This window comes from Flavobacterium sp. R1_16 (assembly GCF_057652095.1).
Genome location: NZ_JBYFCG010000004.1, coordinates 76,501 through 101,561, shown reverse-complemented (window position 1 = coordinate 101,561; position 25,061 = coordinate 76,501). Strand labels below are relative to the sequence as shown.

Annotated in this window: 22 protein-coding genes and 1 tRNA gene; 9 read left to right on the top strand and 14 right to left on the bottom strand. The window is 32.7% G+C overall.

Annotated features, from left to right (window positions below):
* Positions 1-4: 4 nt before the first annotated feature.
* The 3 genes from AC23L6_RS08245 to AC23L6_RS08235 are packed head-to-tail and all read right to left on the bottom strand — an operon-like array spanning position 5 to position 3,849.
* The gene (locus AC23L6_RS08245; protein ID WP_487561691.1) at positions 5-829 is read right to left on the bottom strand and encodes a mechanosensitive ion channel family protein; all 825 of its coding nucleotides are present in this window, start codon (positions 827-829) and stop codon (positions 5-7) included.
* A gap of 58 nt (positions 830-887) precedes the next feature.
* Positions 888-2,903, bottom strand: a complete 2,016-nt coding sequence (locus AC23L6_RS08240) for a thioredoxin domain-containing protein (protein WP_487561690.1) — start codon at positions 2,901-2,903, stop codon at positions 888-890.
* A 46-nt stretch (positions 2,904-2,949) separates the two neighbouring features.
* Positions 2,950-3,849, bottom strand: coding sequence for a NifU family protein (locus AC23L6_RS08235; RefSeq protein WP_487561689.1), 900 nt, complete (start codon positions 3,847-3,849; stop codon positions 2,950-2,952).
* Between the two features lie 282 nt (positions 3,850-4,131).
* On the opposite strand from AC23L6_RS08235, the gene AC23L6_RS08230 reads away from it, so the two are divergent.
* Positions 4,132-5,130 (top strand): PorP/SprF family type IX secretion system membrane protein, encoded by a 999-nt coding sequence (locus AC23L6_RS08230; RefSeq protein ID WP_487561688.1) that lies wholly within the window; start codon positions 4,132-4,134, stop codon positions 5,128-5,130.
* Between the two features lie 45 nt (positions 5,131-5,175).
* A complete protein-coding gene (locus AC23L6_RS08225) occupies positions 5,176-5,688 on the top strand; it encodes a gamma carbonic anhydrase family protein (RefSeq protein ID WP_487561687.1) in 513 nt (170 codons plus the stop codon).
* A gap of 12 nt (positions 5,689-5,700) precedes the next feature.
* Here AC23L6_RS08225 and murI read toward each other — a convergent pair whose 3' ends face one another.
* The 8 genes from murI to AC23L6_RS08185 all read right to left on the bottom strand — a co-directional run bounded on the left by murI (position 5,701) and on the right by AC23L6_RS08185 (position 13,936).
* Entirely contained in the window at positions 5,701-6,477 is a 777-nt protein-coding gene (murI, locus tag AC23L6_RS08220; RefSeq protein WP_487561686.1) for a glutamate racemase, read from the bottom strand.
* Positions 6,478-6,549: 72 nt separating this feature from the next.
* Positions 6,550-7,050 (bottom strand): OmpH/Skp family outer membrane protein, encoded by a 501-nt coding sequence (locus tag AC23L6_RS08215; RefSeq protein WP_487561685.1) that lies wholly within the window; start codon positions 7,048-7,050, stop codon positions 6,550-6,552.
* A gap of 20 nt (positions 7,051-7,070) precedes the next feature.
* Positions 7,071-8,066: an OmpH/Skp family outer membrane protein gene (locus AC23L6_RS08210; RefSeq protein WP_487561684.1), complete on the bottom strand. Its 996-nt coding sequence runs from the start codon at positions 8,064-8,066 to the stop codon at positions 7,071-7,073.
* A 44-nt stretch (positions 8,067-8,110) separates the two neighbouring features.
* Positions 8,111-10,750, bottom strand: coding sequence for an outer membrane protein assembly factor BamA (bamA, locus tag AC23L6_RS08205; protein ID WP_487561683.1), 2,640 nt, complete (start codon positions 10,748-10,750; stop codon positions 8,111-8,113).
* Between the two features lie 7 nt (positions 10,751-10,757).
* Positions 10,758-11,498: an undecaprenyl pyrophosphate synthase gene (gene uppS, locus AC23L6_RS08200; protein ID WP_487561682.1), complete on the bottom strand. Its 741-nt coding sequence runs from the start codon at positions 11,496-11,498 to the stop codon at positions 10,758-10,760.
* A 1-nt stretch (position 11,499) separates the two neighbouring features.
* Positions 11,500-12,180 (bottom strand): type IX secretion system protein PorG, encoded by a 681-nt coding sequence (porG, locus tag AC23L6_RS08195; protein WP_487561681.1) that lies wholly within the window; start codon positions 12,178-12,180, stop codon positions 11,500-11,502.
* 173 nt (positions 12,181-12,353) lie between these two features.
* Complete coding sequence (locus tag AC23L6_RS08190) at positions 12,354-13,238, bottom strand: NAD kinase (RefSeq protein ID WP_487561680.1); 885 nt, start codon at positions 13,236-13,238, stop codon at positions 12,354-12,356.
* A gap of 38 nt (positions 13,239-13,276) precedes the next feature.
* Positions 13,277-13,936 (bottom strand): CBS domain-containing protein, encoded by a 660-nt coding sequence (locus AC23L6_RS08185; protein WP_487561679.1) that lies wholly within the window; start codon positions 13,934-13,936, stop codon positions 13,277-13,279.
* 101 nt (positions 13,937-14,037) lie between these two features.
* Here AC23L6_RS08185 and AC23L6_RS08180 point away from each other — a divergent pair, with 101 nt between their 5' ends.
* The 7 genes from AC23L6_RS08180 to serB all read left to right on the top strand — a co-directional run bounded on the left by AC23L6_RS08180 (position 14,038) and on the right by serB (position 20,819).
* A complete protein-coding gene (locus AC23L6_RS08180; RefSeq protein WP_487561678.1) occupies positions 14,038-14,751 on the top strand; it encodes a pyridoxine 5'-phosphate synthase in 714 nt (237 codons plus the stop codon).
* A 4-nt stretch (positions 14,752-14,755) separates the two neighbouring features.
* Positions 14,756-15,523 carry an alpha/beta fold hydrolase gene (locus tag AC23L6_RS08175; RefSeq protein WP_487561677.1) on the top strand — a complete coding sequence of 256 codons (768 nt, stop codon included), beginning with the start codon at positions 14,756-14,758 and terminating at the stop codon, positions 15,521-15,523.
* Positions 15,524-15,560: 37 nt separating this feature from the next.
* Complete coding sequence (locus tag AC23L6_RS08170) at positions 15,561-15,905, top strand: phage holin family protein (RefSeq protein WP_487561676.1); 345 nt, start codon at positions 15,561-15,563, stop codon at positions 15,903-15,905.
* A gap of 87 nt (positions 15,906-15,992) precedes the next feature.
* Positions 15,993-17,318, top strand: a complete 1,326-nt coding sequence (locus tag AC23L6_RS08165) for a trigger factor (protein WP_487561675.1) — start codon at positions 15,993-15,995, stop codon at positions 17,316-17,318.
* 91 nt (positions 17,319-17,409) lie between these two features.
* The gene (clpP, locus tag AC23L6_RS08160; RefSeq protein ID WP_487561674.1) at positions 17,410-18,084 is read left to right on the top strand and encodes an ATP-dependent Clp endopeptidase proteolytic subunit ClpP; all 675 of its coding nucleotides are present in this window, start codon (positions 17,410-17,412) and stop codon (positions 18,082-18,084) included.
* Positions 18,085-18,148: 64 nt separating this feature from the next.
* Positions 18,149-19,381: an ATP-dependent Clp protease ATP-binding subunit ClpX gene (gene clpX / locus AC23L6_RS08155; RefSeq protein ID WP_487561673.1), complete on the top strand. Its 1,233-nt coding sequence runs from the start codon at positions 18,149-18,151 to the stop codon at positions 19,379-19,381.
* A 199-nt stretch (positions 19,382-19,580) separates the two neighbouring features.
* Complete coding sequence (serB, locus tag AC23L6_RS08150) at positions 19,581-20,819, top strand: phosphoserine phosphatase SerB (protein ID WP_487561672.1); 1,239 nt, start codon at positions 19,581-19,583, stop codon at positions 20,817-20,819.
* A gap of 77 nt (positions 20,820-20,896) precedes the next feature.
* Here the strand turns inward: serB and AC23L6_RS08145 are convergent.
* The 3 genes from AC23L6_RS08145 to AC23L6_RS08135 form a co-directional block, all read right to left on the bottom strand.
* Positions 20,897-20,970: transfer RNA gene (locus tag AC23L6_RS08145), tRNA-Pro, on the bottom strand.
* 119 nt (positions 20,971-21,089) lie between these two features.
* Entirely contained in the window at positions 21,090-23,294 is a 2,205-nt protein-coding gene (locus AC23L6_RS08140) for a TonB-dependent receptor domain-containing protein (protein ID WP_487561671.1), read from the bottom strand.
* Positions 23,295-23,487: 193 nt separating this feature from the next.
* Positions 23,488-25,014: a GH3 auxin-responsive promoter family protein gene (locus AC23L6_RS08135; protein ID WP_487561670.1), complete on the bottom strand. Its 1,527-nt coding sequence runs from the start codon at positions 25,012-25,014 to the stop codon at positions 23,488-23,490.
* Between the last annotated feature and the right edge of the window lie 47 nt (positions 25,015-25,061).

Here is a 25,061-nt window from a genome sequence, read left to right as displayed (position 1 = left end):
AAAATTATTTTGAATCTTCCTTTAAATAAGGTTGGAAGGCAATTTTTTCTGTGTCAAAAGCAATTTTTGAATCCTCCAAAATAGCAGCACAAACATCTCCAAAATCCTCGTTTTTTGACCAAACTCGTATCGCAATTTTAATTCCTGAATCGGTCAATTCTTTAACAGAGACAGTAGGATGAGGGTTTTTTAGAATTTTTGGATTGTTGGCAATTACAGTAAAAATAATGTCTTTTACTTTTTTAATATTTGTTTCATAAGAAATGCCAATAGTTAAATCGGTTCTTCGGTTCTCTTGTTGAGAGTAGTTGATAATAGTTCCGTTGGATAAGGCACCGTTAGGAACATAAATCACTTGGTTGTTTGCAGTTAATAACTGTGTTACAAATATTTGAATGTCGATTACAGTTCCCGAAACGCCTTGAGCTTCAATAACATCACCCAGTTTAAAGGGTTTGAATAAGATGATTAACATTCCACCAGCAAAATTAGACAACGAACCTTGCAACGATAAACCAACGGCCAAACCTGCTGCGCCAAGAATAGCAACGAATGAAGAGGATTCTATTCCCAATTTCGAAATAACAGCAATAAATAATACTATTCGAAGTCCCCAATAGATAATATCCGATAAAAATTCTATAAGTGTTGGTTCAATTTCTCGTTTCACCATTATTTTTCTTGATAATGAATTTATAATTCGTATTGCCCAAATTCCTAGGAATAAAAGCACTATTGCAGCGACGAGTCTAGGGGCATAGTCAATCAGTGCATTTACAAATGTTGATGTATATTGGTCGATTAAATTGATGTTGATAAGTAGTTTCATTTTGTAATTAAAAAAGTATAAAAAGATAATTTGTAATAATGGCTGCAAAAGTAAAATTTTAAATTAATTCGCCATAAATGTCCTCAAAAGTTTCTTTAGGAAGTAAACAGGTTTTGTTTTGACACAAGTAAAAGAAATCTTTTCCTTCAAAAAAACGGTCATTTAAAAAAGGAAGCGTAGATTTTTTTTCAGTTCCAGCAACGATAACATTCGGAAGATAGTGCTCGTGTAATTGTAAGCAATAGTCTAGGGCTTTTTCACTACAAATGGCTATTTCTTTGTTTTGTTCGGAATAATTTAAAAAAAGGAGTAGCCAATTCGAAAATGCAGAAGGATAATCGATATTTGGAATAATTATTTCAATCATTTGACGAGCGATTTTTTCATAATATGAATTATCATAGTATATACTCAATTGAAATAAATTTGTTGCCATAACCGAATTAGAGGCGGGTATCACATTGTCTTCGGTTTCAAAGTGCTTGGAGATTAACGCATCATCTTTTTTTGAAGTAAAAGAAAAGAATTGTTCTTCTTTATCGTAAAAATGTTCAAAACAATAATCGGTGAGTTGTTTGGCGTTATGCAACCATTTTTCATCTAAAGTAACCTCATATAGCGCTATAAAACTCTCAATTACAAAGCAGTAATCTTCAAGATAACCGTTGATGGTACTCTTGCCATTTTTAAAATTATGAAGTAAATTACCTTCTGCGGTCCAAAGATTTTTAATAATAAAATTAGCATTCTTGATGGCTGTTTTAAGATAATCCTCATTCTTTAATGCCTTGTAAGCATCGACAAAACCTTTGAGCATAATAGCATTCCAAGAAGTTAGGCATTTGTCATCCAATCGTGGCTTTGCTCTTTTCTCTCTTTCATTGTATAATAATTGCTCCCAAGATTTCTTTTTTAATTCAAGCTCTTTTGAGCTTATTTGATTTTGTGCTGCAATTTCTTTCAGTGATTGTGTTTGTATTAAAACGTAATTTTCAGCTTCCCACAACCCAAAATCATTGATATTAAATACTGTTGAGAAAAGCTTGAAATCATCTTCCAATAGCTGTTGCAAGTCTGTTTTATTCCAAACATAAAAAGCCCCTTCTTCTAGGTGATTATTTTCATTTACACTATCTGCATCTAATGCACAATAGAATCCTCCTTCAACATTAGTTAATTCTTTTGTAACAAAATGAAGTGTTTTTTCTATCACTTCTTTGTATAGAGGGTTTTTTGTAAGCTTGAATGCATTCGCATAAAGTGAAATCAATTGCCCATTATCATAAAGCATTTTTTCAAAGTGAGGGACATGCCATTTTAAATCAACAGAATAGCGAGAAAAACCTCCGTCTATAGTGTCAAAAATTCCGCCATAAGCCATTTTTGTTAATGTTAGATGAACAAAATTTAATAATTCGGCATCCTTATTTTGAAAGCCATATCGCAATAAAAATTGATAATTGTTTGGCATCATAAATTTTGGAGCGCGAGCCATTCCACCGTATTCCCAATCAAAACTTTTTTTCCATTTCTCAATCAAAGGTTTTATGAGGTCTTGATTTAATTCGGTTTCAGATTTTTGACTTTGGATTAGGCTAATAGATTGAATGCCTTCATGCAATTTTTCAGCACACTCTATCATTCTTTCAGGATTGTTTACATACAATTCATGTAATTGCTCTAATGTATTAATCCATTCTTCTTTTCTGAAATAGGTTCCGCCCCAAACAGGTCTTCCGTCAGGAAGAGTAACAACGTTCAAAGGCCATCCGCCACGTCCAGTCATTATTTGTACGGCCTTCATGTAAACCGCATCAACGTTAGGATGTTCTTCACGATCTACTTTTATGTTGGTAAAATAAGTGTTCATGGTTTGCGCTACTTCAGCATTTTCGAAGCTTTCATGTTCCATGACGTGACACCAGTGACAGGCTGAGTAGCCTATGCTAATAATGATGAGTTGGTTGTTTTTTTTAGCTTCTGCTAAAGTATTTGCACTCCAAGCCTTCCAATGTACAGGATTGTTGGCATGTTGTAATAAATAAGGACTGCTTTCTTGGGACAGTTGATTCATTTTTAGTGTAGTAAAAAAGCGTTCCGAGTAGAAACGCTTTGATTTTTTATCCGTTAAGGGCTTCGACAATAATATCCTTGTCGTTGAGCATATCTTTGAGCATGTTTTCAATGCCGCTTTTTAGGGTAAATGTCGACGATGGACAGCCATTACAAGCTCCTTGAAGCACTACTTTTACCCTTTTTTCGTCTTCATTATAAGAATCAAAAAGAATATTTCCACCATCGGCAGCTACAGCTGGTTTTACATATTCCTCGAGAATGTTGATGATTTGTTGTGAAGTAACATCAAGGCTGTCGAAATTTTCTATTTTTTGTTTTTCTATTTTAGGGCTAGATTCTATAAGGCTTTCATCGATAACAGTCCCTCCATTTTCAATAAATTCTTTTATAAAAGTGCGTAATTCTAAAGTAATTTCTTGCCATTCATTTACAGCATATTTAGTAATGGAAACATAATTTTCATCAATAAAAACTTCTTTTACATAAGGAAATTTGAATAGTTCTTTTGCAAGAGGAGAAGCTGAAGTTTCATCAATATTTTTGAATTCAACAGCAGTTTTTGTTAACATTCTACTCACTACAAATTTCAATACTGATGGATTTGGGGTGGTTTCGCCATAAACAGTTGCAGGTTGCTTTTTAGTTTTATTTTCGTCTGAGGTCACTATAATTCCTCCATTATTAACGAAATTTTCGATTTGTTCGGCAACTGCATCTTGAACATCACCCCATTCTACTATACTAAATCTTTCAATAGCGATAAAATTTCCGGAGATATATACCGTTTTAACAAAAGGCAAATAAAAGAGTTGTTGTGCTAAGGGTGAATTTTTAGCTTCATCAATATTTTTAAATTCAAAACTTTGATTTTGAGTTATAAAATCAGGAAATTCAAATTTTAATACGGTTGGATTCTGCGTCTCTTTTATGGTTAACTTAATCATGACTTTTTTATTTTTTACAAATTTAACGAAGTTATTTTGAGTGATTAATTATATTTGGACAATTAAACAATAAATTAACGTTTGATTATTTTTTGTATTTTACTCTATAAAATTTTGTTTAGTATTAAAAGCATACGATTTTAAACGAATAAAATTTTATTTTGAATTAAAAAATGATCAAAAATTTATATATTTGGGCACAACTAATAAAATGGTTTTATTATTTACTCCTAAGTATCAATAAAATCGTATGTAATGGTATTTAATTAAAGATAAAAAATAATGAATTTTAAGAAATTAGGATTATTAGTTGTGTTATTTACAACACAATTTTCGTTCTCTCAAGAAGGTATAGCAGTGTATTCTGATTATTTATCAGATAATTATTATTTGTTGCATCCTTCTATGGCTGGAGCTGCAAATTGTACTAAACTGCGATTAACAGGTCGTCAACAATGGTTTGGTCAAGAAGATGCGCCGGCTTTGCAAACGGCAAGTTTCAACGGAAGAATAGGCGAACAGTCTGGTGCAGGAGCTATTATCTACAATGACAGAAATGGATACCATTCTCAAACAGGCTTTAAATTGACTTATGCCCACCATATCATGTTTTCTAGGGATGATGTGGATTTGAACCAACTGTCTTTTGGAGTTAATGTGGGTTTAACTCAAAGTACATTAGATGAAACTGCATTTTTAAGACCAGGTGATTTTGATCCAATTGTCAGAGGAGATATAATTCAGAAAGATTCTTATTTTAATGTAGATATCGGAATGTCCTACAATTATTTGGATTTTTATGCTCATGCGACTGTTAAAAATGCTATCGAAACAAGAAGAGAAATATATAGTGATATTGAGAGCGATAATCTTAGAAAGTTAATATTGAATATAGGTTATACTTTTGGAGAGGAAGATAGCCTTCTTTGGGAGCCATCTGTTATGTTTCAATCGATAAGTCAAACAAAAGAAAGCACATTTGATTTAAATTTGAAAGCTTACAAAGAGTTGGAAACAGGAAAACTATGGGGAGGATTATCGTATAGAAGAAGTTTAGATGGTGCTGAATATAATCAAAATGGAAGCATTAAAACTCAAAAATTACAATACATTACCCCAATAGTTGGGGTTAATTATCAAAACTTTATGTTTGCTTACACATATTCTCACTTAGTCGGAGATGTCAAATTTGATAATGGAGGTTTTCACCAAATTACTTTAGGAATTAATTTATTCTGTAAACCAGATAAATACCACTGTAATTGTCCAGCAATTAATTAAAAATTATTTATGTCCCGATTTATTCGGGACTATTTTTTTACAGTTATGTTAATAAAGTCAGTAAATGGCATAAGTCCATCAATTCCAGAGGATTGTTATGTAGCAGAAAATGCCACTATAGTTGGTGATGTTGTTTTTGGAGCTTCATGTAGTGTTTGGTTTAATGCTGTTATTAGAGGCGATGTTAATTCAATAAGCATTGGGAATAAGGTAAATATTCAGGATGGAGCCATTATCCATTGTACCTATCAGAAGCATGCTACTGTAATTGGAAATAATGTTTCTATTGGGCATAATGCAATTGTGCATGGTTGTACTATTAAGGATAATGTTTTAATAGGAATGGGGGCAATTGTTATGGACAATTGTGTGGTTGAGAGCAATTCGATTATAGCTGCTGGCGCGGTTGTACCTCAAAACACCATTGTAGAATCAGGTAGTATTTGGGCTGGTGTTCCAGCTAAAAAAATTAAAAATATTAATGAGTCTGATTTTGCTGGAGAGATTGAAAGAATTTCGAATAATTATGTAATGTATTCCAGTTGGTTTAAGGAATAATAATTGAAATACTTAAAACTCTTTTTGTATTATTTGGTATTTATTTTTTAAAATATCAGAAAGTACTTTTGGATTTGTGTTTGTATAAAAAATAGCTTTTCCTTTTCCCATATCATGTGTTCCCACTTTTTCAGATAATACTTTATAGGTTTGTCGAGCTACTGCTTCTCCAGAATCTATTATTTGTACGTGTTGAGGTATAATCTTTTTTATTTGAGGAATTAGATATGGATAATGGCTACAACCCAGTACTAAATAATCAATGTTTGCGTCTATCATAGGTTGTAAATAGGAGCGGAGTAGATTTGTCATTTCAGGAGAATTAATCTCGCCATTTTCGATTAATTCAACTAAACCATGGCCTACTTGTTCAACTATTTTTGTATCCTGATATAGTTCGATGGTTTTATTGAAAAGTTCACTACTAAGTGTTCCTTTGGTCGCCAATATACCGATAGTCTGAGTCTTCGAATTTAAGGCCGCAGGTTTTATAGCTGGCTCAATACCTATGAATGGGACTTGATAGGAGGCTCTTAATTCTTTGATGGCATTTGTGGTTGCGGTATTACAGGCTACAACAATTATCTTGGCATTCCTATCCAAAAGAAATTCTGTGTTTTTTTTACTCAATGCAATGATTTCATCTTTTGACTTTTTGCCGTAGGGAGCATTTAGGCTATCGGCTAAATAAATAGTATCCTCATTAGGCATCAAATCGTGGATGGCAGACCAAATAGATGTGCCTCCAATTCCCGAATCAAAAAGGCCGATAGGCTGATTGTTTATCATGAATCAAATGTAAAAAAAAAATGCTCAATCTCGAATTTCGAGTGAGCACTTTTTGTATAAGGGAATGATTTATTAAAAACCTAAATCTTTTTTCACATCAGCAGTCAAGTTTGGACCGTCAGCTAATAAAAGCCCTTCAGAATTCAATACATATTGATATCCTTTTGCTTTACCTACTTTTGCAATAGAAGCTTTTACTTTTTCCATTATAGGCTTAACGATTTCAGATTCTTTTTGTTGCAATTCTTTTTGAGCATTATCTCTATAGTCTACAATTCTTTTTTGCATGTCTTGTACTTCTTTAGAGCGAGTTTCATTGACAGCATCGGTAACTGTTGTAGCTTCTTGTTCGTATTTTTTTAGTTTATTTTGGTATTCTTCAACCATACTTTTGTATTCTGTGTCATAGGTGCCACTTAACTTTTCTAGTTGCTTTTGAGCTTCTAGCATCGCCGGCATTTTAGCCATTATTTCACCAACTTCTACATGAGCTGTTTTTGATTGAGCATTTATAACTTGGTTACCAGCGATAAACATAGTAACTGCTATCAATAAAGTTTTAACTTGTTTCATCTTTTTCGAATATTTATTAATTAATTTGTTTTTGATTTTTCTTCTTTAGCTTTTTTTGCAGCTTCGCGTTCTTCAATTATTTTTTTCTTTTTTTCTTCTAATGCTTTTTTTCTTTCTGCTAGTATTCTTGCTCTTTCATCAGCAGCGGCTTTTTTTGCATCTACAGGATTGTTTTCTACAGTCTTTTCAGTTTCAGCACTTGGAGTTACATCTTGATTGGGTGAAGGATTTTCTTCAGATGTAACAGGAATTGGAGTGCCATTTTTTTGAGCTTCTTTTTCTGCTAATAATTGATTTCTTTTTTCCTCGGCGGCTTTTTTCTTTTCTTCTATTGCTGCTTTTCTCTCCGCGATTAATTTTTCTCTCTCGGCTTTTTTATCGCCTAATATTTTTTGTCTTTCAGCATTGGCAGGATTTTCATCTTCCATGTCTTCTTTTGCCTGTTTTGCTTCTTCTTCTTTCAACTGTTTTTTGCTCAGTTGGTTTCTTTTTGTAGCTCTGGTAATTACTCGAATTACTTGGTCACTTATATCAAAACGTTTAGCAGCAAATAGCATGGTTAAGTCTGAAGATTTGTCAAAAATAAAATCAAATTTTTTAGCTTCTGCAATATCTTGAGTTGCTGTGAAAACTTGGTCTTGTATGGGTTGAGCTAAAACTGATTTTTGAATACTCAAATCTCCGTTAGGGCCAAATCTTTTTTGTTGGTAATCTAATAATTCGGTTTCCTGAAATGTGATTTCTTCCTCTCTTTCTTCAATCAATTCTTTGGTTAATAAAACTCTTTCCGTTTTTAAGGCCTCTTTTAGTTTTGTTATTTCATTTTTCTTAGCTTCAATTTCTTGTTTCCATTTTTGAGCTTTAGCTTCTAATTGGCTTTTAGCTTCCATGTAGTCAGGAACATTTTGTAAAATGTATTCCATATCGATATACCCAATTTTCACACCTCTAGTTTGCGAATACATTGTGATGGAACATGCCAGAATTAAAAATAATGCTAAAATATGTTTTCTCATAACTAAGGTTTTATTAGAAAATATCATGCCAAATATAGTTATTTTTAGAATTGTTGACCAATAATAAAATGAGTTTCCATTCCATGTGCTTTAGTTTCACCTGTTAAGGTGTCAAAACCATATCCGAAATCGATTCCCAATAAACCAAACGCAGGCATAAAAATTCGTAAACCAGCTCCTGCTGATCTTTTTAATGAGAACGGATTGTATTGTCTAAAAGTATCCCAAGACGATCCGGCTTCAAGAAAACTTAACACATAAATCGATGCTGCTGCTTTTAATGTTATTGGATATCTCATCTCTAACGAAAATTTGTTGTAAATAGTACCTCCATCACTAGAAGATAATGAATTATTTGGATACCCTCTCAATTGAATTACTTCACGACCATCTTGAGCAAAGTTGGCCAATCCATCTCCTCCTACATAAAATCGTTCAAAAGGAACAATACCTCTAGCTTTGTTATACGACCCTAAATAACCAAATTCTCCTAACGAACGCAGCACTAACTTACCATAAATTTTAGTAAACCAATCTGCTTTGAATTTAATTTTGTAATATTCCAACCAATTGAATCTTTTCTGATCAATTTTCCCTTGATCTTCGGCAGCAGCTGTATAATTTTTTCCAACAGTATTTCCAGCAGAATTTATGTAATCGCCTGGTTGTATTATCTCACCATTATTGCCAGTAATTTCGTTACTAGTGTTGTTTTTTAATTTATAGGCTTCTTGGTTTTTTAAATCGGCATAATCAATACCATTAACCAATGAATAAGGGAAAGTGAACTTTCCTATTAATCCAAATTCCGAACCATAGGTTGGGAAAATAGGGTTAACACCTTTGTTGTTTCTGGACAATCCGATAGTATATGATAAGTTTCTCGCTGAACCATCACTAAAAGTTCTAAACAATCCTGTGTTGTAATTATTTAAATCATAAAATTGAAACGCGATAGATTGTGATAGGACAAAGAAGTCATCAGGAACTGTTAATCGTTTTGCCAGTCCTGCCGAAAGTGAAATGATGTTAAAGCTTTTACTTTTGTCTACACCGCCTCCAAATTGGCTCCCAGCAAATTGCTTGCTATAGGCTAATGAAGTACTAAACTGCACAGGCTTTTTGCCACCAAACCATGGCTCTGAAAATGATAAGCTGTAGGTTTGGAAATAGGTACTACCTTGAAGTCGTAACGAAACTTTTTGACCATCACCCATAGGCAAAGGTTTATATGCTTCTTTATTAAATAGATTTCCAACAGAGAAATTATTGAATGAGAGCCCCAAAGTTCCTATAAAGCCTCCTCCTCCATAACCTCCTTGTAATTCGATTTGGCTTGACCCTTTTTCTACAAGATTGTATTCAATATCAACTGTTCCTGCGCCAGCATCTACATTTTTAAATTTTGGATCGATGGCCTCTGGATCAAAAAAGCCCAATTGACCTATTTCTCTAATGGTTCTAACTAATTCTTCTTTGCTGTATTTTTGTCCTGGCTTGGTTCTTAATTCTCGGTAGATAACTTTATCATTGGTCTTATCGTTACCAACTACGGTTATTTTGTTAAAATAGGCTAAAGGACCTTCTACTATTCTAATTTCAAAATCTATAGTGTCATTGGCTGTTTTAACTTCAACGGCATTGATGTTGGAGAACAAATAACCATTGTTTTGGTACAAATTTGTGATGTCATCTCCATCAGGTTTAGATTTATCAGCAATTCTTTTCTCTAATAAAACACCGTTGTAAACATCTCCTTTTTTAATACCAATCATTCTGTTTAGTCCTTGATCTGGGTATACAGTATTTCCTAGAAATTTAATGTTTCCAAAGTAATATTTATGTCCTTCTTCTAAATTAATTTTTACAGATAAATTATTTTGTTCTTTGTTATAGGTGACATTATCAGAAACTATTCTGGCATCTCTGTAGCCGTTTTCTTTATACTTATCAATAATTTTGACTAAGTCCTCTTGGTATTTTGCTTCAATAAACTTTGACCCTTTTAGAATTCTGAAACGATTGATTTGTTTGGTATTTTTCATTGCGCCACGGAGCGCTGAACTAGAAAATTTTTCGTTCCCCGAGAATACAATTTCTTTTATTTTGACTTTGTCTCCTTTGTCAATGTTGAGAAGCATTTTCACATTATTACCACCAATTGTATCTGGAATGGTGTTTATGTTAACTTTAGCATTATAGAAACCGTCTTTTTTGTATTTATTTTCAATATAATTTTTAGTGGTAGTAATTAAATTTTCGTTTACTATTTTGCCTTTGGTCAAGCCATTGTCTTTTATAAGTGGTTCGGTTTTGTTCTTCTTTATTCCAACAAATTTTACTTCACTTAATTTTGGTAACTCATTAATGTTTAATTCTAAAAAGATACTGTCTCCTTCAATTTTGTTGGTATAAAAATCGATGTCGCTAAAAAGACCTAATTTCCCAAGTTTTTTTATAGCATTACTTATTTCTTCGCCAGGAACAGTAATGTCTTGACCTTTTTGTAATCCTGCAAATGTGACTATAGTTTGTTCGTTGTAAGTTATTTTACCTAAAACTTTTACATCGGCTAGAATGTATTTTTTACCTTGGTCAAAAGGCACTCTTTCTTGTGCTTTAAGATGAAATAAATTTCCAAAAAATAATAGAAGTATGACTAGTTTTATGCTTTTGTTTAACACTAAAAAATTATTTAATTTGTTCACTTGTTTTTCCAAATCTTCGTTCTCTTTTCTGATAACTGATTATAGCTTCGTATAAGTCATCTTCTTTAAAATCAGGCCATAAAACATCTGTGAAGTATAATTCTGCATAGGCTATTTGCCATAACAAAAAATTACTGATTCGATGTTCACCGCTAGTCCTGATTAATAAATCTACATCGGGTAAATTGTGCGTGTAAAGATGCTGATTTATAATTGATTCATCTATACTGTCGGGTGAAATTATATTATTTTTAACTTTATCACTAATCTTCTTTATAGCACTTATTATTTCCTCTCTTGATCCATAACTCAAGGCTAATGTCAGAACCATTCGTGAATTTTTTTCAGTTTTCTTTATAACATCAAGAAGCTCTTTTTGAGCTGATTTTGGTAGCATTTCAAGATTGCCAATGCTGTTCAATCTAATGTCATTGTCTTGAAGGGTTTGAAGTTCGTTTTTTAATGAACTGATTAATAATTTCATTAAAGTTTCAACTTCAAGTTTGGGTCTATTCCAATTTTCAGTAGAAAAGGCATATAATGTGAGATTTTTGATGCCTAATTTAGCGCAGGTTTCTACAGTTAATCGAACTGATTTGGTGCCATTCTCATGTCCAAAAGCCCTTAACAACCCTTTTTGTTTTGCCCATCTTCCATTGCCATCCATAATAATGGCTAAGTGTTTGGGTAAATTGTCTTTATTTATTTTTTCTATTAAACTCATTTTAATCTGCGCAATAGCATGGTTTATTGCCAAAAGTATAGGTTACTGTAAATCCAGTAAAAACATACCAATCGTTACTATTTATATTTCCAAATTTCAAGCTCTCGAACTTTTTGTTTGTTGGGTTGCTTCCGTCAAAATCATCTTTAAAACTGTATCTTGCCCCAGCTTCAAACCCCAATATAATATGGTTTATGAATTTAGTTTTTATTCCAATCGTCATAGGAATAGCTATAGTTCCATACTTTTTATCAATTTTAGAATAATCATTAACAAAGTATAATCCGTCGTAGCGAACATAACTCAATCCAGAATATACGTATGGAGTAAATTTGGTTTTTGAATCGTGTAAATTAAAGTCAAAAAAATCAAATTCAAGTCCTAATGATATTTCCTTAATGCTGTTTTCAAAATTATAATCTCTTTGTTTTCTCGATGGAGCACTTGCCTCTTTGTCATTAGCAGTAATCTTAGATTGGGTGTAGGAAACTCTCCAAGAATGTCTTGGACTCTTATTCCATCGGTACAAAATCCCAAAAGCACCTTCGTTTGGTGCAATATAGGTCATTTTGCCAATGTCTCCCACATAATTACTTCCACCTAAAAATACCCCAACTTCATGGATTTGAGACTGTGCCACTAATCCTGAAATTAGAAAAATAAAAATAAAAAGTCTATTCATTATCTTGAAAATAGCGTGCAAATATAATAATTATGACTACGATATGGTTATCAAATGAGTAATTCTATTCAAATTCGGTTAAATGAATGAATAAAATGAAGTTTTCATACAGTAATAAAGTAAGGAAACGCCAAATAGCAGGTTTGTAGTATAGTTAGGATGAGAAAATCTGATTAATTTCTTTTATCTTCTCCCCAAAGCAATTTGTTTCTAAGTGTTTTTAGAAAGGTTTCGTCAGGAATTTCAACCATATTAATTTTAAAAGAAGTTTTTTTGATGATTAAAATCGATTCTTTTTGTATTGATGCTATTCTCGAATCCAATGAAACTAAATAATTTTCTTCTCTTCCAGATACTTTAAGTCGAATTTCAGTTTCATCAGGAATAACTAAAGGTCTAGCATTCAAATTATGTGGTGCTATAGGAGTAATAACCAAACTTTTAACATTTGGGGTTAAAATAGGACCACCACAACTCATAGAATAACCTGTGGAACCAGTAGGTGTAGAAATTATTAAACCGTCTGCCCAATACGAATTCAAGTACTCATCGTTCAAATAGGTTTCAATGGTAATCATAGAAGTAGTATCTTTTCTACTTACTGTGATTTCGTTCATGGCAAAATTAATATCTTGAATATCCGAATTTGATGGGATGCAACTCAGAGACAATAGAGTTCTTGGAGAAATAGTGTATTTTTTTTCAATCACCATTTTCAAAAAAGCCTCAATATTTTCTTTTTGTATAGATGCTAGGAATCCTAACCGCCCGGCATTTATTCCTAAAATGGGAATATTTGATTTTCTAACTAATGTAGCCGCTCTCAATATGGTTCCGTCTCCTCCAATACTGATAAACATATCAAAGCTACCGTTCAATTCAGAGTGTTTGCTAAAGGTTTCATAGTCTTCCTCTATAATTTTTTTCTCACGTAATAAGTCAAGAAAAGAGGCTTCAACAACCATATCTACATTATTCCTATTAAAAAAAATAAAAATATCTTTTATAATTGGCTCCGTGCTATTTTGATAATATTGTCCGTAGATGGCTACTTTCATGCTGTTGTTGATTCGTGAGTCTAAGGTTTAAATAAAATCTAAATGTTAAGATATTTATCTAAATAATCAGAACGTTCCTTTAAGTTGTTAATATAAATATCTTCATGATGTTCTGATATAATGTCATAATTATATCTTCTGAAAGTTTGGATGATATCGTTCATAGCGCCCAGACTAATTTTGATAGTAATTTGAACTTTTTCTACATCAGATTCAGATATAAAAAGCCCTAAAAGTTTCCCATTATTACTCTCCACAATTTGTGCAATTTGACTCATAGAATAGTCTAAAACAGGTTTTTCTACAACAATAATTCCTCCTGGTTCTTTCAAAAATGGGGTTTCATGGAAAAATTTAATGATATCTTCAAGCTCATAATAGCCAAGATAACTATTGCTTTCGTCTAAAACAGGAACAATATTGGTGTGATTTTTTGCAAAAACTTCTAAAACATCCAACCAAATCATCGAATTCCTAGCAAAAAAACCTTCGAGAGTATACCTATAGTCATTAACTTTTTTGTCCTTATCAAAAGTTTCGATATCGTCAAGTGTAATGCTACCTATATATACATTTTCTTCCAAAACTGGAAAATGAGAAAAAGGCAATTCGTGAAAAAAGTCGTGAACATCAGCTATGGTTTCATCGCTATTGATTCCCTTGTAATCGTTTGTGATGTAGTCTTTAATTTCTGTCATAGATAAACAACTAAATAGATGATGCAAATTAATTAAATTTATGCAATTACAGCTAGTTTAACTTTGTATTTTTGTGCAAATAGATTTAAAAGTTAGTATCAATGACAAAGTTAAGTGTAAACATTAATAAAATAGCAACTTTAAGAAACGCTAGAGGCGGAAATGTCCCGGATTTATTACAAGTTGCAAAAAACATTCAGGAATATGGGGCACAAGGTATTACCATCCATCCTAGACCAGACGAACGCCATATTCGATATCAAGATGCTCGAGATTTGAAATCAATTGTTTACACAGAATATAACATAGAAGGAAATCCAGAAGGGAATTTTATCGATTTAGTTTTAGAAATTCAACCCACACAGGTAACCTTGGTTCCAGATGCTGTAGATGCCATCACATCTAATGCGGGTTGGAATACAGTACAACACCATTTTTTTTTGAAGGAAATGATTCAGGAATTTCAACGCAATAACATTAGAACATCAATCTTTGTTGATCCAGTTCTAGAAATGATTGAAGGTGCTAAAGCTACAGGCACCGATAGAATAGAGTTGTACACAGAGGCGTTTGCTCATCAATACAATTTAGGGAATAAAGAAGGAATTTTACCGTATGTTGCTGCCGCAAATTTGGCAAACGAATTAGAATTAGGTATCAATGCAGGGCACGATTTAAGTTTAGAAAATATAGAGTATTTCCATCAAAATATTCCCAATCTTTTGGAGGTTTCCATTGGGCACGCCTTGATATCTGAAGCTATTTATCTAGGATTGGATAATGTGATTAACATGTATTTGAATAAATTAAAATAATTTTATGCTTCATTCTAAAATAGAAGGTTCTGGTAAACCACTTCTCATTCTTCATGGATTTTTAGGAATGTCCGATAATTGGAAAACCTTAGGAACACAGTATGCTACCGAAGGTTTTCAGGTTCACATGCTCGATTTAAGGAATCATGGAAGAAGTTTTCATTCGGATGAATTTAACTATCAGGTTATGTCTGCGGATGTTTTGAATTATTGTATCGAAAACAATCTTGAAAATCTATCCATTATAGGTCATTCCATGGGAGGAAAAGTTGCGATGTTATTTGCAACGACCTATCCTGAAAAAGTAGAAAAATTGATAATCGCAGATATAGGACCAAAATATTATAGTCCGCACCACCAAGATATTTTAGCAGGATTAAATGCTGTCGATTTTTCTACAAAACCAGACCGAACACAAGTAGATGAGATTTTAAAAATGCACATTTCTGATTTTGGCACTCGTCAGTTTTTGATGAAAAGTTTGTATTGGAAAGAGCCCGGGCAATTGGCATTTCGATTTAATTTGGAGGTTTTCAATAAAAAAATTGAAGAAATTGGAGTGGAATTGCCGTCTGCTGCACTGTTTCAAAAACCAACATTGTTTATTAGGGGAGGAAATTCTAATTATATCAAAGACGAGGATTTTCAGGGAATTAAAAATCATTTCCCTCAAGCTCAAATAGAAACCATTACCAATGTGGGTCATTGGCTTCATGCCGAAAACCCAAAAGAGTTTTATGAAAAAACAAGTGCTTTTTTGAAAGCAAATTAAAATTGTATTACATTTATTTAAATTTAAAGAAAACAATATGAAGTTACTTTTCCGAATTCTCATCACTTCTATTCTAGTTGTTGTCATTGCCTACTTTATGTCTGGGGTTCGCGTGGCTAATTTCTCTACTGCTCTAATTGTTGCTGTGGTTTTAGGGATGCTCAATATTTTTATTAAACCAATTTTGGTTATATTAACTTTACCAGTTACTATTGTGTCGCTAGGATTGTTTTTACTGGTAATCAATGCCATACTAATTCTGTTATGCACAAAAATAGTAGGCGGTTTTGAAGTCGATTCTTTCTGGACGGCTTTATTTTTCAGTATTATTTTGTCTGTTTTGCAGTCGATTGTCTTGTCTATAACTGGAGCCGATAAATAATTAAACAGCAATATATTAAAAACTTGGTTGGGTTGTAAAAATAGTATAATTTTGCAACCCAATTTTATTATGTAAATTAAAGAAGGAATGGATATCAAAAGAGTAGCGATTGACGCAGTAAATGAAGTAATTGTAATGACAGTTTCTCCAATGGATTATAAAGGTCAAGTTCAGAAGAGAATTAACGAAAAAATGCCTTTGGCAACAGTCAAAGGATTCAGAAAAGGACAGGTTCCTAAAGACTTGGTTGTCAAACAATACGGAAAAGGAATAAAAATTGAAGAGGTAAATAAAGTAGTTGAGTTAGCATTAACACGATACATTCAATCAGAAAGATTAAATCTTTTGGGGACACCACTGCCAAAAGTTAATGAAAATTTCTCATGGGATGCTGATGATTTAGTATTTGAATACGAAATTGGTTTGGCTCCAGAATTTGAATTGAATTTAGAGGCTCAAAACGATATCATTAAATATGTAATTTCAGCTGATGATAAATTAATCGATGATCAAGTAGTTCGAATTCAAAAACAATTTGGAAAACCAATTCCTCAAACTGTTGTTGAAGAAAATCATGATATTACAGGAACTTTTGTTAATGATGAACATGGAATCAATACCAAATCAACGATTTCATTGTCTATTTTTAATGATAAAAAAGTAGCCAATAAATTCATAGGAAAAAAAGTGGGTGATGTTGTTACCATCAACACCAAAGGGTTGTTTGAAGACGACCACCAATTGATGGATCTTTTAAAAGTAGGACATGATGTTGTTCACGGATTAGATATCGATGTCGATTTTACCATTGAATCTATCAACGGAACAGAATTGGCCGAATTAAATCAGGAATTATTTGATAGACTTTTTGGAGAAGGTAAAGTAGCTTCTCTTGAAGAATTGAAAGCAAAGATTAAGGAAGATGCTGAGAGTCAATTTGCACAACAAGCCGACCAAAAATTAATGGCTGATGTAACTGATTTCCTAATAGAAAATACAAAGTTCGATTTACCAGCAGAATTCTTAATAAAATGGTTGCAGACTGTTGGTGAGAAAAAACTATCGCCTGCTGAAGCTGCAGCGGAATATGCACGATCTGAAAAGGGATTGCGTTTTCAACTTATAGAAGGAAAAGCATTATCGCAAAACAATATTCAAATCACATTTGAGGATTTAAAAGCTTTTACTGCAAAAGCAATTAGAGCACAAATGGCTCAGTTTGGACAAACCAATCCAACAGATGAGGAAGTAGAAGGAATTGTTGCTAGAGTTTTAGCCAATCAAGAAGAAGTAAAAAGGCTTTCTGGTCAAGTAGTTGGAGAGAAAATGCTACAGCTTTTTAAAGAAAAAGCAAATGCTAAAGTGAAAGAAGTTTCTTATCAAGAATTTATTGCAGCCTCATACGGCGAATAAATTTAAAAAAAATGATTATATTTGAGCGTCAAAATTGTATTTTGGCGCTGAATGTGCATTATCAAAGCTATTAAGAAAAGAATAAAAAACTATGAACTACGGTAAGGAATTTAAAAAATTTGCTACAAAACACCATGGTGTTAATAATTTGTATTACGATAAAATTGTAAATGCAATGACACCCAAAGGGATGACTCCTTATATTATTGAAGAGCGTCAATTGAACATTTCTCAGTTGGATGTTTTTTCCCGATTGATGATGGATAGAATTATTTTTTTAGGAACAGGAATTGATGATCAAATAGCAAACATTGTTCAAGCACAATTATTGTTTTTAGAAAGTGCTGATGCATCAAAAGACATACAAATTTATTTAAATTCTCCAGGAGGAAGTGTATATGCAGGCTTAGGAATTTATGATACCATGCAATACATAAAACCTGATGTAGCTACAATTTGTACTGGAATGGCCGCTTCTATGGGAGCTGTTTTATTGTGTGCAGGTGCTGCAGGAAAACGTTCTGCTTTACCACATTCAAGAGTAATGATTCACCAGCCATCTGGTGGAGCACAGGGAGTTGCTACCGATATGGAAATTAATCTTCGTGAAATGTTGAAGTTAAAGGATGAATTATATCAAATCATCTCTCAACATTCAGGACAAACATTTGATAAAGTCCATAAAGATAGTGAGCGAGACTACTGGATGATTGCTGATGAAGCAAAAGAATACGGTATGATTGACGAAGTTTTAAGAAGAAGCTAAATTAGTATTCAATATGTAGTGTACAGTTTGTGCATTATATAGTAATACTACAAACTAAAAAATAATGGCAAAAGAAGTATTAGATTGTTCGTTTTGTGGTAGAAAAAAACCAGAAACCAATCTTTTAATTGCTGGAATCAATGCACATATCTGTGATAAATGTATTGAACAAGCACATGGAATTGTTTTGGAAGAGTTAAAAACTCACGGAAAAACAAAACTAGTAGCTGATTTAATTTTGAGAAAACCAAAAGAAATCAGAGCGTTTCTAGACGAATACGTCATAGGTCAAGAACAAACCAAAAAGGTAATGGCAGTAGCTGTTTACAATCATTATAAAAGATTGATGCAACAGCAATTGAATGACGATGTAGATATTGAGAAAAGCAACATTATTATGGTTGGGCAAACTGGAACAGGAAAAACATTAGTAGCAAAAACCATTGCAAGAATGTTAGATGTTCCCTTGGCTATTGTAGATGCAACTGTTTTAACAGAGGCGGGTTATGTTGGCGAGGACGTTGAAAGTATATTGACCCGTTTACTGCAAGCTGCTGATTATGATGTTCACAAAGCTGAAAGAGGAATTGTTTTTATTGACGAGATAGATAAAATAGCACGTAAAAGTGACAACCCATCGATAACTCGTGATGTATCTGGTGAAGGAGTTCAACAAGCATTATTGAAATTATTAGAGGGAACAGTTGTAAATGTTCCGCCAAAAGGAGGTAGAAAACATCCAGATCAAAAATTTGTTGAAGTTAATACCAAAGATATTCTATTCATTGCCGGTGGTGCTTTTGATGGAATAGAACGAATCATTTCAAAACGATTGAATCGTCAGGCTGTAGGATACAGTACTTCAAAAAATTCTGATACGATTGATAAAGACAATTTATTGCAATACGTTATTCCAAAAGACATTAAAGATTTTGGATTAATACCAGAAATTATTGGGCGTTTGCCAGTATTGACTCATATGGATCCTTTAGACAGAGAAACGTTGAGAGCAATATTAACAGAACCTAAAAATGCGTTAATCAAGCAGTATCAAAAATTATTTTCCATGGATGATGTTGATTTTAACATCACAGAAGAAGCATTAGATTTTATTGTTGATAAAGCTTTAGAATACAAATTAGGAGCACGTGGATTGCGTTCATTGTGCGAAGCAATACTAACAGATGCAATGTATGATTTGCCAAGTTCTGATGAAAAATCATTGCGAATAGATAAAAGTTACGCTGAAGATACCTTAACCAAAAATTTATTGAAGCGATTGGAAATTGCTTCTTAAAATATTTTTTTAAAAACAATTTAACCTGTTCATTTTTTGAGCAGGTTTTTTTTCGGGTATTTTGTGTAGGAATGGTTTAAGTTGCCGAAAATATTTACGTTTTCATACCTATTTTCTATTTCTCAAAAAACACTAGATATTCTTTTTTTATAAACGATAGATTGACGATTTTTGCCCTACTAATTCAATGTAAATTAAAATGATTGTAGAAGATAAAGAGATTATTTTATTAAAAGTTTCTGGTCAGGATAAGCCTGGAGTAACAGCTGGTTTAACATCTATTTTGGCAGCTTATGATGCTGTAATTCTGGATATTGGTCAGGCGGATATACACGATACATTATCTCTGGGGATTTTATTTGAAATAAAAACAGGTTCAAGTTCAGCCGCTGTTTTGAAAGATTTATTATTCAAAGCATATGAATTAGGAATCAAAGTTAATTTTATCCCAATCACTATACCTGATTATGAAATATGGGTTAAAGGTCAACGCAAACAACGTTATATCATAAATATTTTAGGAGAAACCCTAACAGCAGTTCAACTGGCAGCGGTTACGAAAATTATGTCTGACCAAAATTTGAATATTGATTCTATAATCAGATTAACGGGCAGGGTTTCTGTGGTAGAAAAAGAAGAATATCCTCGTTCTTGTATTCAGTTATCTGTTACGGGTAACATAATTGATAAAACTGCCATAAACGCAAGTTTTATGCAAATTTCAGGAGATTTAGATGTCGATATTGCTTTTCAAGAGGATAATATGTACAGAAGAAACAGACGTTTAGTATGTTTTGATATGGATTCTACCTTGATTCAAACCGAAGTAATCGATGAGTTGGCGGAGTTAGCAGGTGTGGGAGAGCAGGTTAGAGCCATTACAGAGTCAGCGATGAATGGAGAAATCGATTTTAGTGAAAGCTTCAAAAAAAGAATGGCATTGCTCGAAGGCTTGAGTGAAGAGGTATTGCAAAGTGTTGCCGAAAATTTGCCTATTACAAAAGGAGCACATCGATTAATGAAGGCGTTGAAATATTACGGTTATAAGACTGCAATTTTATCTGGTGGCTTTACTTATTTTGGAGAGTATCTTCAAAAAGAATTAGGGATTGATTACGTATACGCCAATCAATTGGAAATTAAAAATGGCAAGCTGACGGGAAATTATTTAGGAGAAATTGTTGATGGTAAAAAGAAAGCGGAATATCTTAAAGCTATCGCAGAAAGAGAGGGTATTCATATCAATCAAACCATTGCTGTTGGTGATGGAGCTAATGATTTACCTATGCTCAACTTGGCAGGCTTAGGAATTGCTTTTCATGCAAAGCCCAAAGTAAAAGAAAATGCATCAACATCAATCTCAAGTCTAGGATTGGATGGTATTTTGTACCTTTTGGGTTACCACGACAGACACATTGATATGATGCAAGAAGAATAAAGTTTTCCAGTTATACTATAAAAAATCCCATTTGTGATAACAAATGGGATTTTGTTTTAAAGAGGTATTGTATTTTGTCGGGATGACTGGATTCGAACCAGCGACCCCTAGCACCCCATGCTAGTACGCTACCTGGCTGCGCTACATCCCGAGAGGGCGCAAAATTACAAATACTAATACAACATCAAAATATCTGAGGCATTTTTTTAAGCTAAAAAAGTCTTGAATACTAGATTCAAGACTTTTAAAAACACTAACCAATTCAAAACTTTATTTTAGCATTCCTCCACCGCTTTTTACTTTTTCGGTGTTGATGTCTGTGTTTTCTTTTTCTAGTTTAAGATTCCCGAAATTGTATGTCAATGATATTCTAAAAGTTCGTGTATCAGGTTTTTGATAGAATCGAGTTTTTAAATTTGTTGAAGAAACTAAAGCATTGATTTCATTGGTGTTGAAAACATCGAAGCAATGCAATCCTATCATTAGATTCTTATTCATAAAGTCTTTATTGAAAGAGATATCAAATTGATGAATAGGTTTAACAATTTGGTAAATCTCATAGGTGCCTTTTGGAGTTAAAAAATAAGACATGGTGTTTTTTACTTCCCAAGGTAAAATAAACTGGGCTTGAGCAGAATAATTTAACACGGGCTTATTCTTAAATTCAAAATCGTATCCTTTTGTATCGAAGTCAATATAATTTAAATTAAAGAAAATGTAATTCATTTTATCCATGTTGTTCATTCGCTTTTGAAATTCTTCCTTTCCTTTAAAGAAATAATCTAACGGAATTGGAAATGAGGCAAAGAAACTTAAGGTGTTAATTTTGTCAAACTGCTGAAAGGTTTGTTTGCTAACTAGCTCATTGGGTTCTGCATTAAAAATAAATCGATTTGCATTGCTAGCAATAGAATAATTTCCGCCAAGTTGAACGAATTGAAACGCGGTAAGTTTCAATTCAAAATTATCAAAGAAAGTAGGGTCTAAAAATGGATTACCTCCCGACGTATTGTATTGGTCAAAATTGGCAAAATTATTAGGGTCTAAAGTATTATAATCGGCTTGTTGAATTTTCTTTGAGTAGGACGCTGAAACATTCATACTTTGATTAATTTCATAGAGTGCACTCAAGTTTGGGAAAAAATTAGTGTTTTTGAAATTAATATTCGTTTTGTTGCTGTTCTCCAAAGCTATACGATCTACTTTAAAATCTTCAAAACGTATTCCAGCAGTAAAGTTGAATTTCTTAATTTTTTTTCTAGCCTCTGCGTAGAAAGCTAGATTATTTTCTTTGTAATCAAAGTCGGTAATTGAATTTGCGGACGTGTTTAGATTATAAATCCCAGTATTATTGATTCGTAACATATTGAACTTTCCTCCTGTATTGAATGAAAAATTTATTTTTTCAAAAGGGAAAGCAAAATCATATTTGAGGTAATGATTGTTTAAATTAAAATCAACTACTCCGTTGTAAAATGATGGTATGTCGTTGCTTAATCCATTAGATTTTGTAATAGGATTTTTATCAAAGAAATTACTAAAAGCAACAATGTCGAGTGTTCGTCCAATAGTGTCTAACTTTGTTTTATACTGCAAACTAATTTCATGATTGTTGTTTTTGTTCTTTGCGGTACTATTATTTGTATAATCAATTCCAGTTCCGTTAGTACTTGATTGGTTAACGAAGCGGTCATTGGCAACATTTAAATTGTAATTAAATAACAAATTTGATTTTTTACTCAATTTATAATTTGTTCCAGTTCTGAAGTAAAAATTACGATTAGTAGTTTGTGTAAACGTTTTTTGAACCAGATTTTCTTCTGGACTAAATGAGGTAAAAGTTTGCTCACTTTTTGTATTGTTCTCCCCATCAATATAATTATAACCAATCATGGTTTGCCAACTTAAGTTTTTCTCTTTTCCATTCAATAAAATTTGAGGACTTGGTTTTTGGTATTTGTTAAAGTTATAATTGATGTTAAAACTTGCATTCACACCTTTCATTCTTTTCGTACTTGTAATAATATTAATGACAGATCCACTAGCATTTGCATCAAATGAAGCCCCAGGATTGTAAATTAATTCCACTTTTTCAATGGCATTTGCTGGCAAACTTGACAAATAGTTTTGCAAATCAGTCCCACTTAAAGAACTTGGGGCACCATCAATGTATATGACCACGTTTTTAGCATTCAACGTGATGCTACCTGTAGGCGATGTAATAACTCCAGGTAATTTTTTTACGGCATCAAGACTACTTCCGCTATTAAGCATAGGATTTTGTTTGACATTTACTGTTGTCTTATCTGAGTCAACTTTGATGTACTGTTTTTTGTTGCCGAAAACCTGGACTTCTTTTAATGAATTTTCTTTTGGTTTTACAGAGTCGCGAGCAATTTCAGGTTTAACAGTTTCTTGTGCAGAAACTATAGTATTGCACAAAAGCAGCATAGCTGCAAAAAGTAATGATTTCATTTTTGATTGATTTTGATTGATGATTGCTTATCAGATATTCAAAATCAAAAAATGTTACAAATTTTAAGAAATAATTTTCGGACTGTTTTTTTGCGAAATATCAACACAACGTTTTCCGCCACTTCCACCACACACTTTGCTAGCGCATGAAGTTGTCAAAATGAACACGATTGTCAACATAATTAATTTCATCTCAACTGTTTACACGAACTTGTAAATTTAGTAATTGTTCTAAATAATCCCTTTGGTTTGAAAGTCTCGGAATTTTATTTTGACCTCCTAATTTGTTTTGTTCTTTTAGCCAATCATAAAAAAGGTTAGTTCTGGCGATATTAAGAACTAAAGGATTTAAGGTCATATTATTGTATCGTTTTGCCTCATAATCTGAGTTTAGAGCTTGTAGATTTTCGTCTAAAATTTTCTGAAATTCAAGAGGATTTTTCGGAGCTCTTTTAAATTCAATCATCCATTCGTGCGCTCCCTTTTCTTTATCTTTCATAAAAATAGGAGCCACAGTATAATCTACAATTTCAGATTGCGTCATTTGACAGGTTTTTGCGATAGCTCTGTCGGTATTTTCAACCATCAATTCTTCTCCAAAAACATTAATGAAGTGCTTGGTTCTTCCTGTAATTCTAATTCTGTAGGGGTTTAATGAGGTAAAACGTATTGTATCACCCACAAGGTATCTCCACAAACCTCCGTTGGTGGTTATAACGACTGCATAATTTTTATCTAAGCTTACATCGGCCAGTCGGATGGCGGTTTGATTTACAGTTCCAAATACATCCATAGGGATAAATTCATAGAAAATACCGTAATCAAGCATGAGTAACAAATCGTTAGAATTGTTCAAATCTTGAATAGCGAAAAATCCTTCAGAAGCATTGTATATTTCATAATATTTGAAATTATTTCTGGGCAATATTTTTTTGTATTGTTCACGATAAGGATCAAAACTTACTCCGCCGTGAAAATAGACTTCGAGATTAGGCCAAATATCAAATAAATTTTCTTCGTTTGTTTCTTCTAAAATTTTATTCAATAATACCAACATCCAAGACGGAACTCCTGCAAAACTGGTTACATTTTCGTCTTTTGTTTCGTTGATGATGGCTGTAATTTTACTTTCCCATTCACTCATTAAAGAAGTTTTGTTGCTAGGCGTGCTACTAAACTCTGCCCAAACAGGCATATTTTCAATTAATATTGCAGATAAATCTCCAAAAAAGGAATTGTTATTTTCATAAATTTGAGAGCTGCCTCCAAGGCGTAAACTTTTACCAAGGAATAACTCTGAATTTTCATTGTTGTTTAGGTACAAACACAATAAATCTTTACTGCCTTTGTAATGACAATCCTCTAAGGCTTCATTGCTTACAGGGATAAATTTACTTTTGGCGTTAGTAGTTCCGCTTGATTTTGCAAACCATTTTATGGGTGTATTCCAAAGAATATTTTGTTCTCCTTTTCTTGTCTGCTCGATCAACGGTTCTAGGTTTTCATAAGTAGAAATGGGAACGCGCTCAGTAAAAGTTTGATAGGATTTAATGGATGAATAGTCATAATTTTTACCAATAGCCGTATTTTCTGATGAACGGATTAAGTTCATCAAAAGCTCCTCCTGAACTTCATTTGGATATTTTAAAAACAGCTCAATTTGATGAATGCGCTGTTTTAATACCCATGAAGCAATAGAGTTGATTATTGGTAATGGCATTTTAGTTAGGATTTTAGATTTACGATTTAGGATTTGAGAAATTCAAT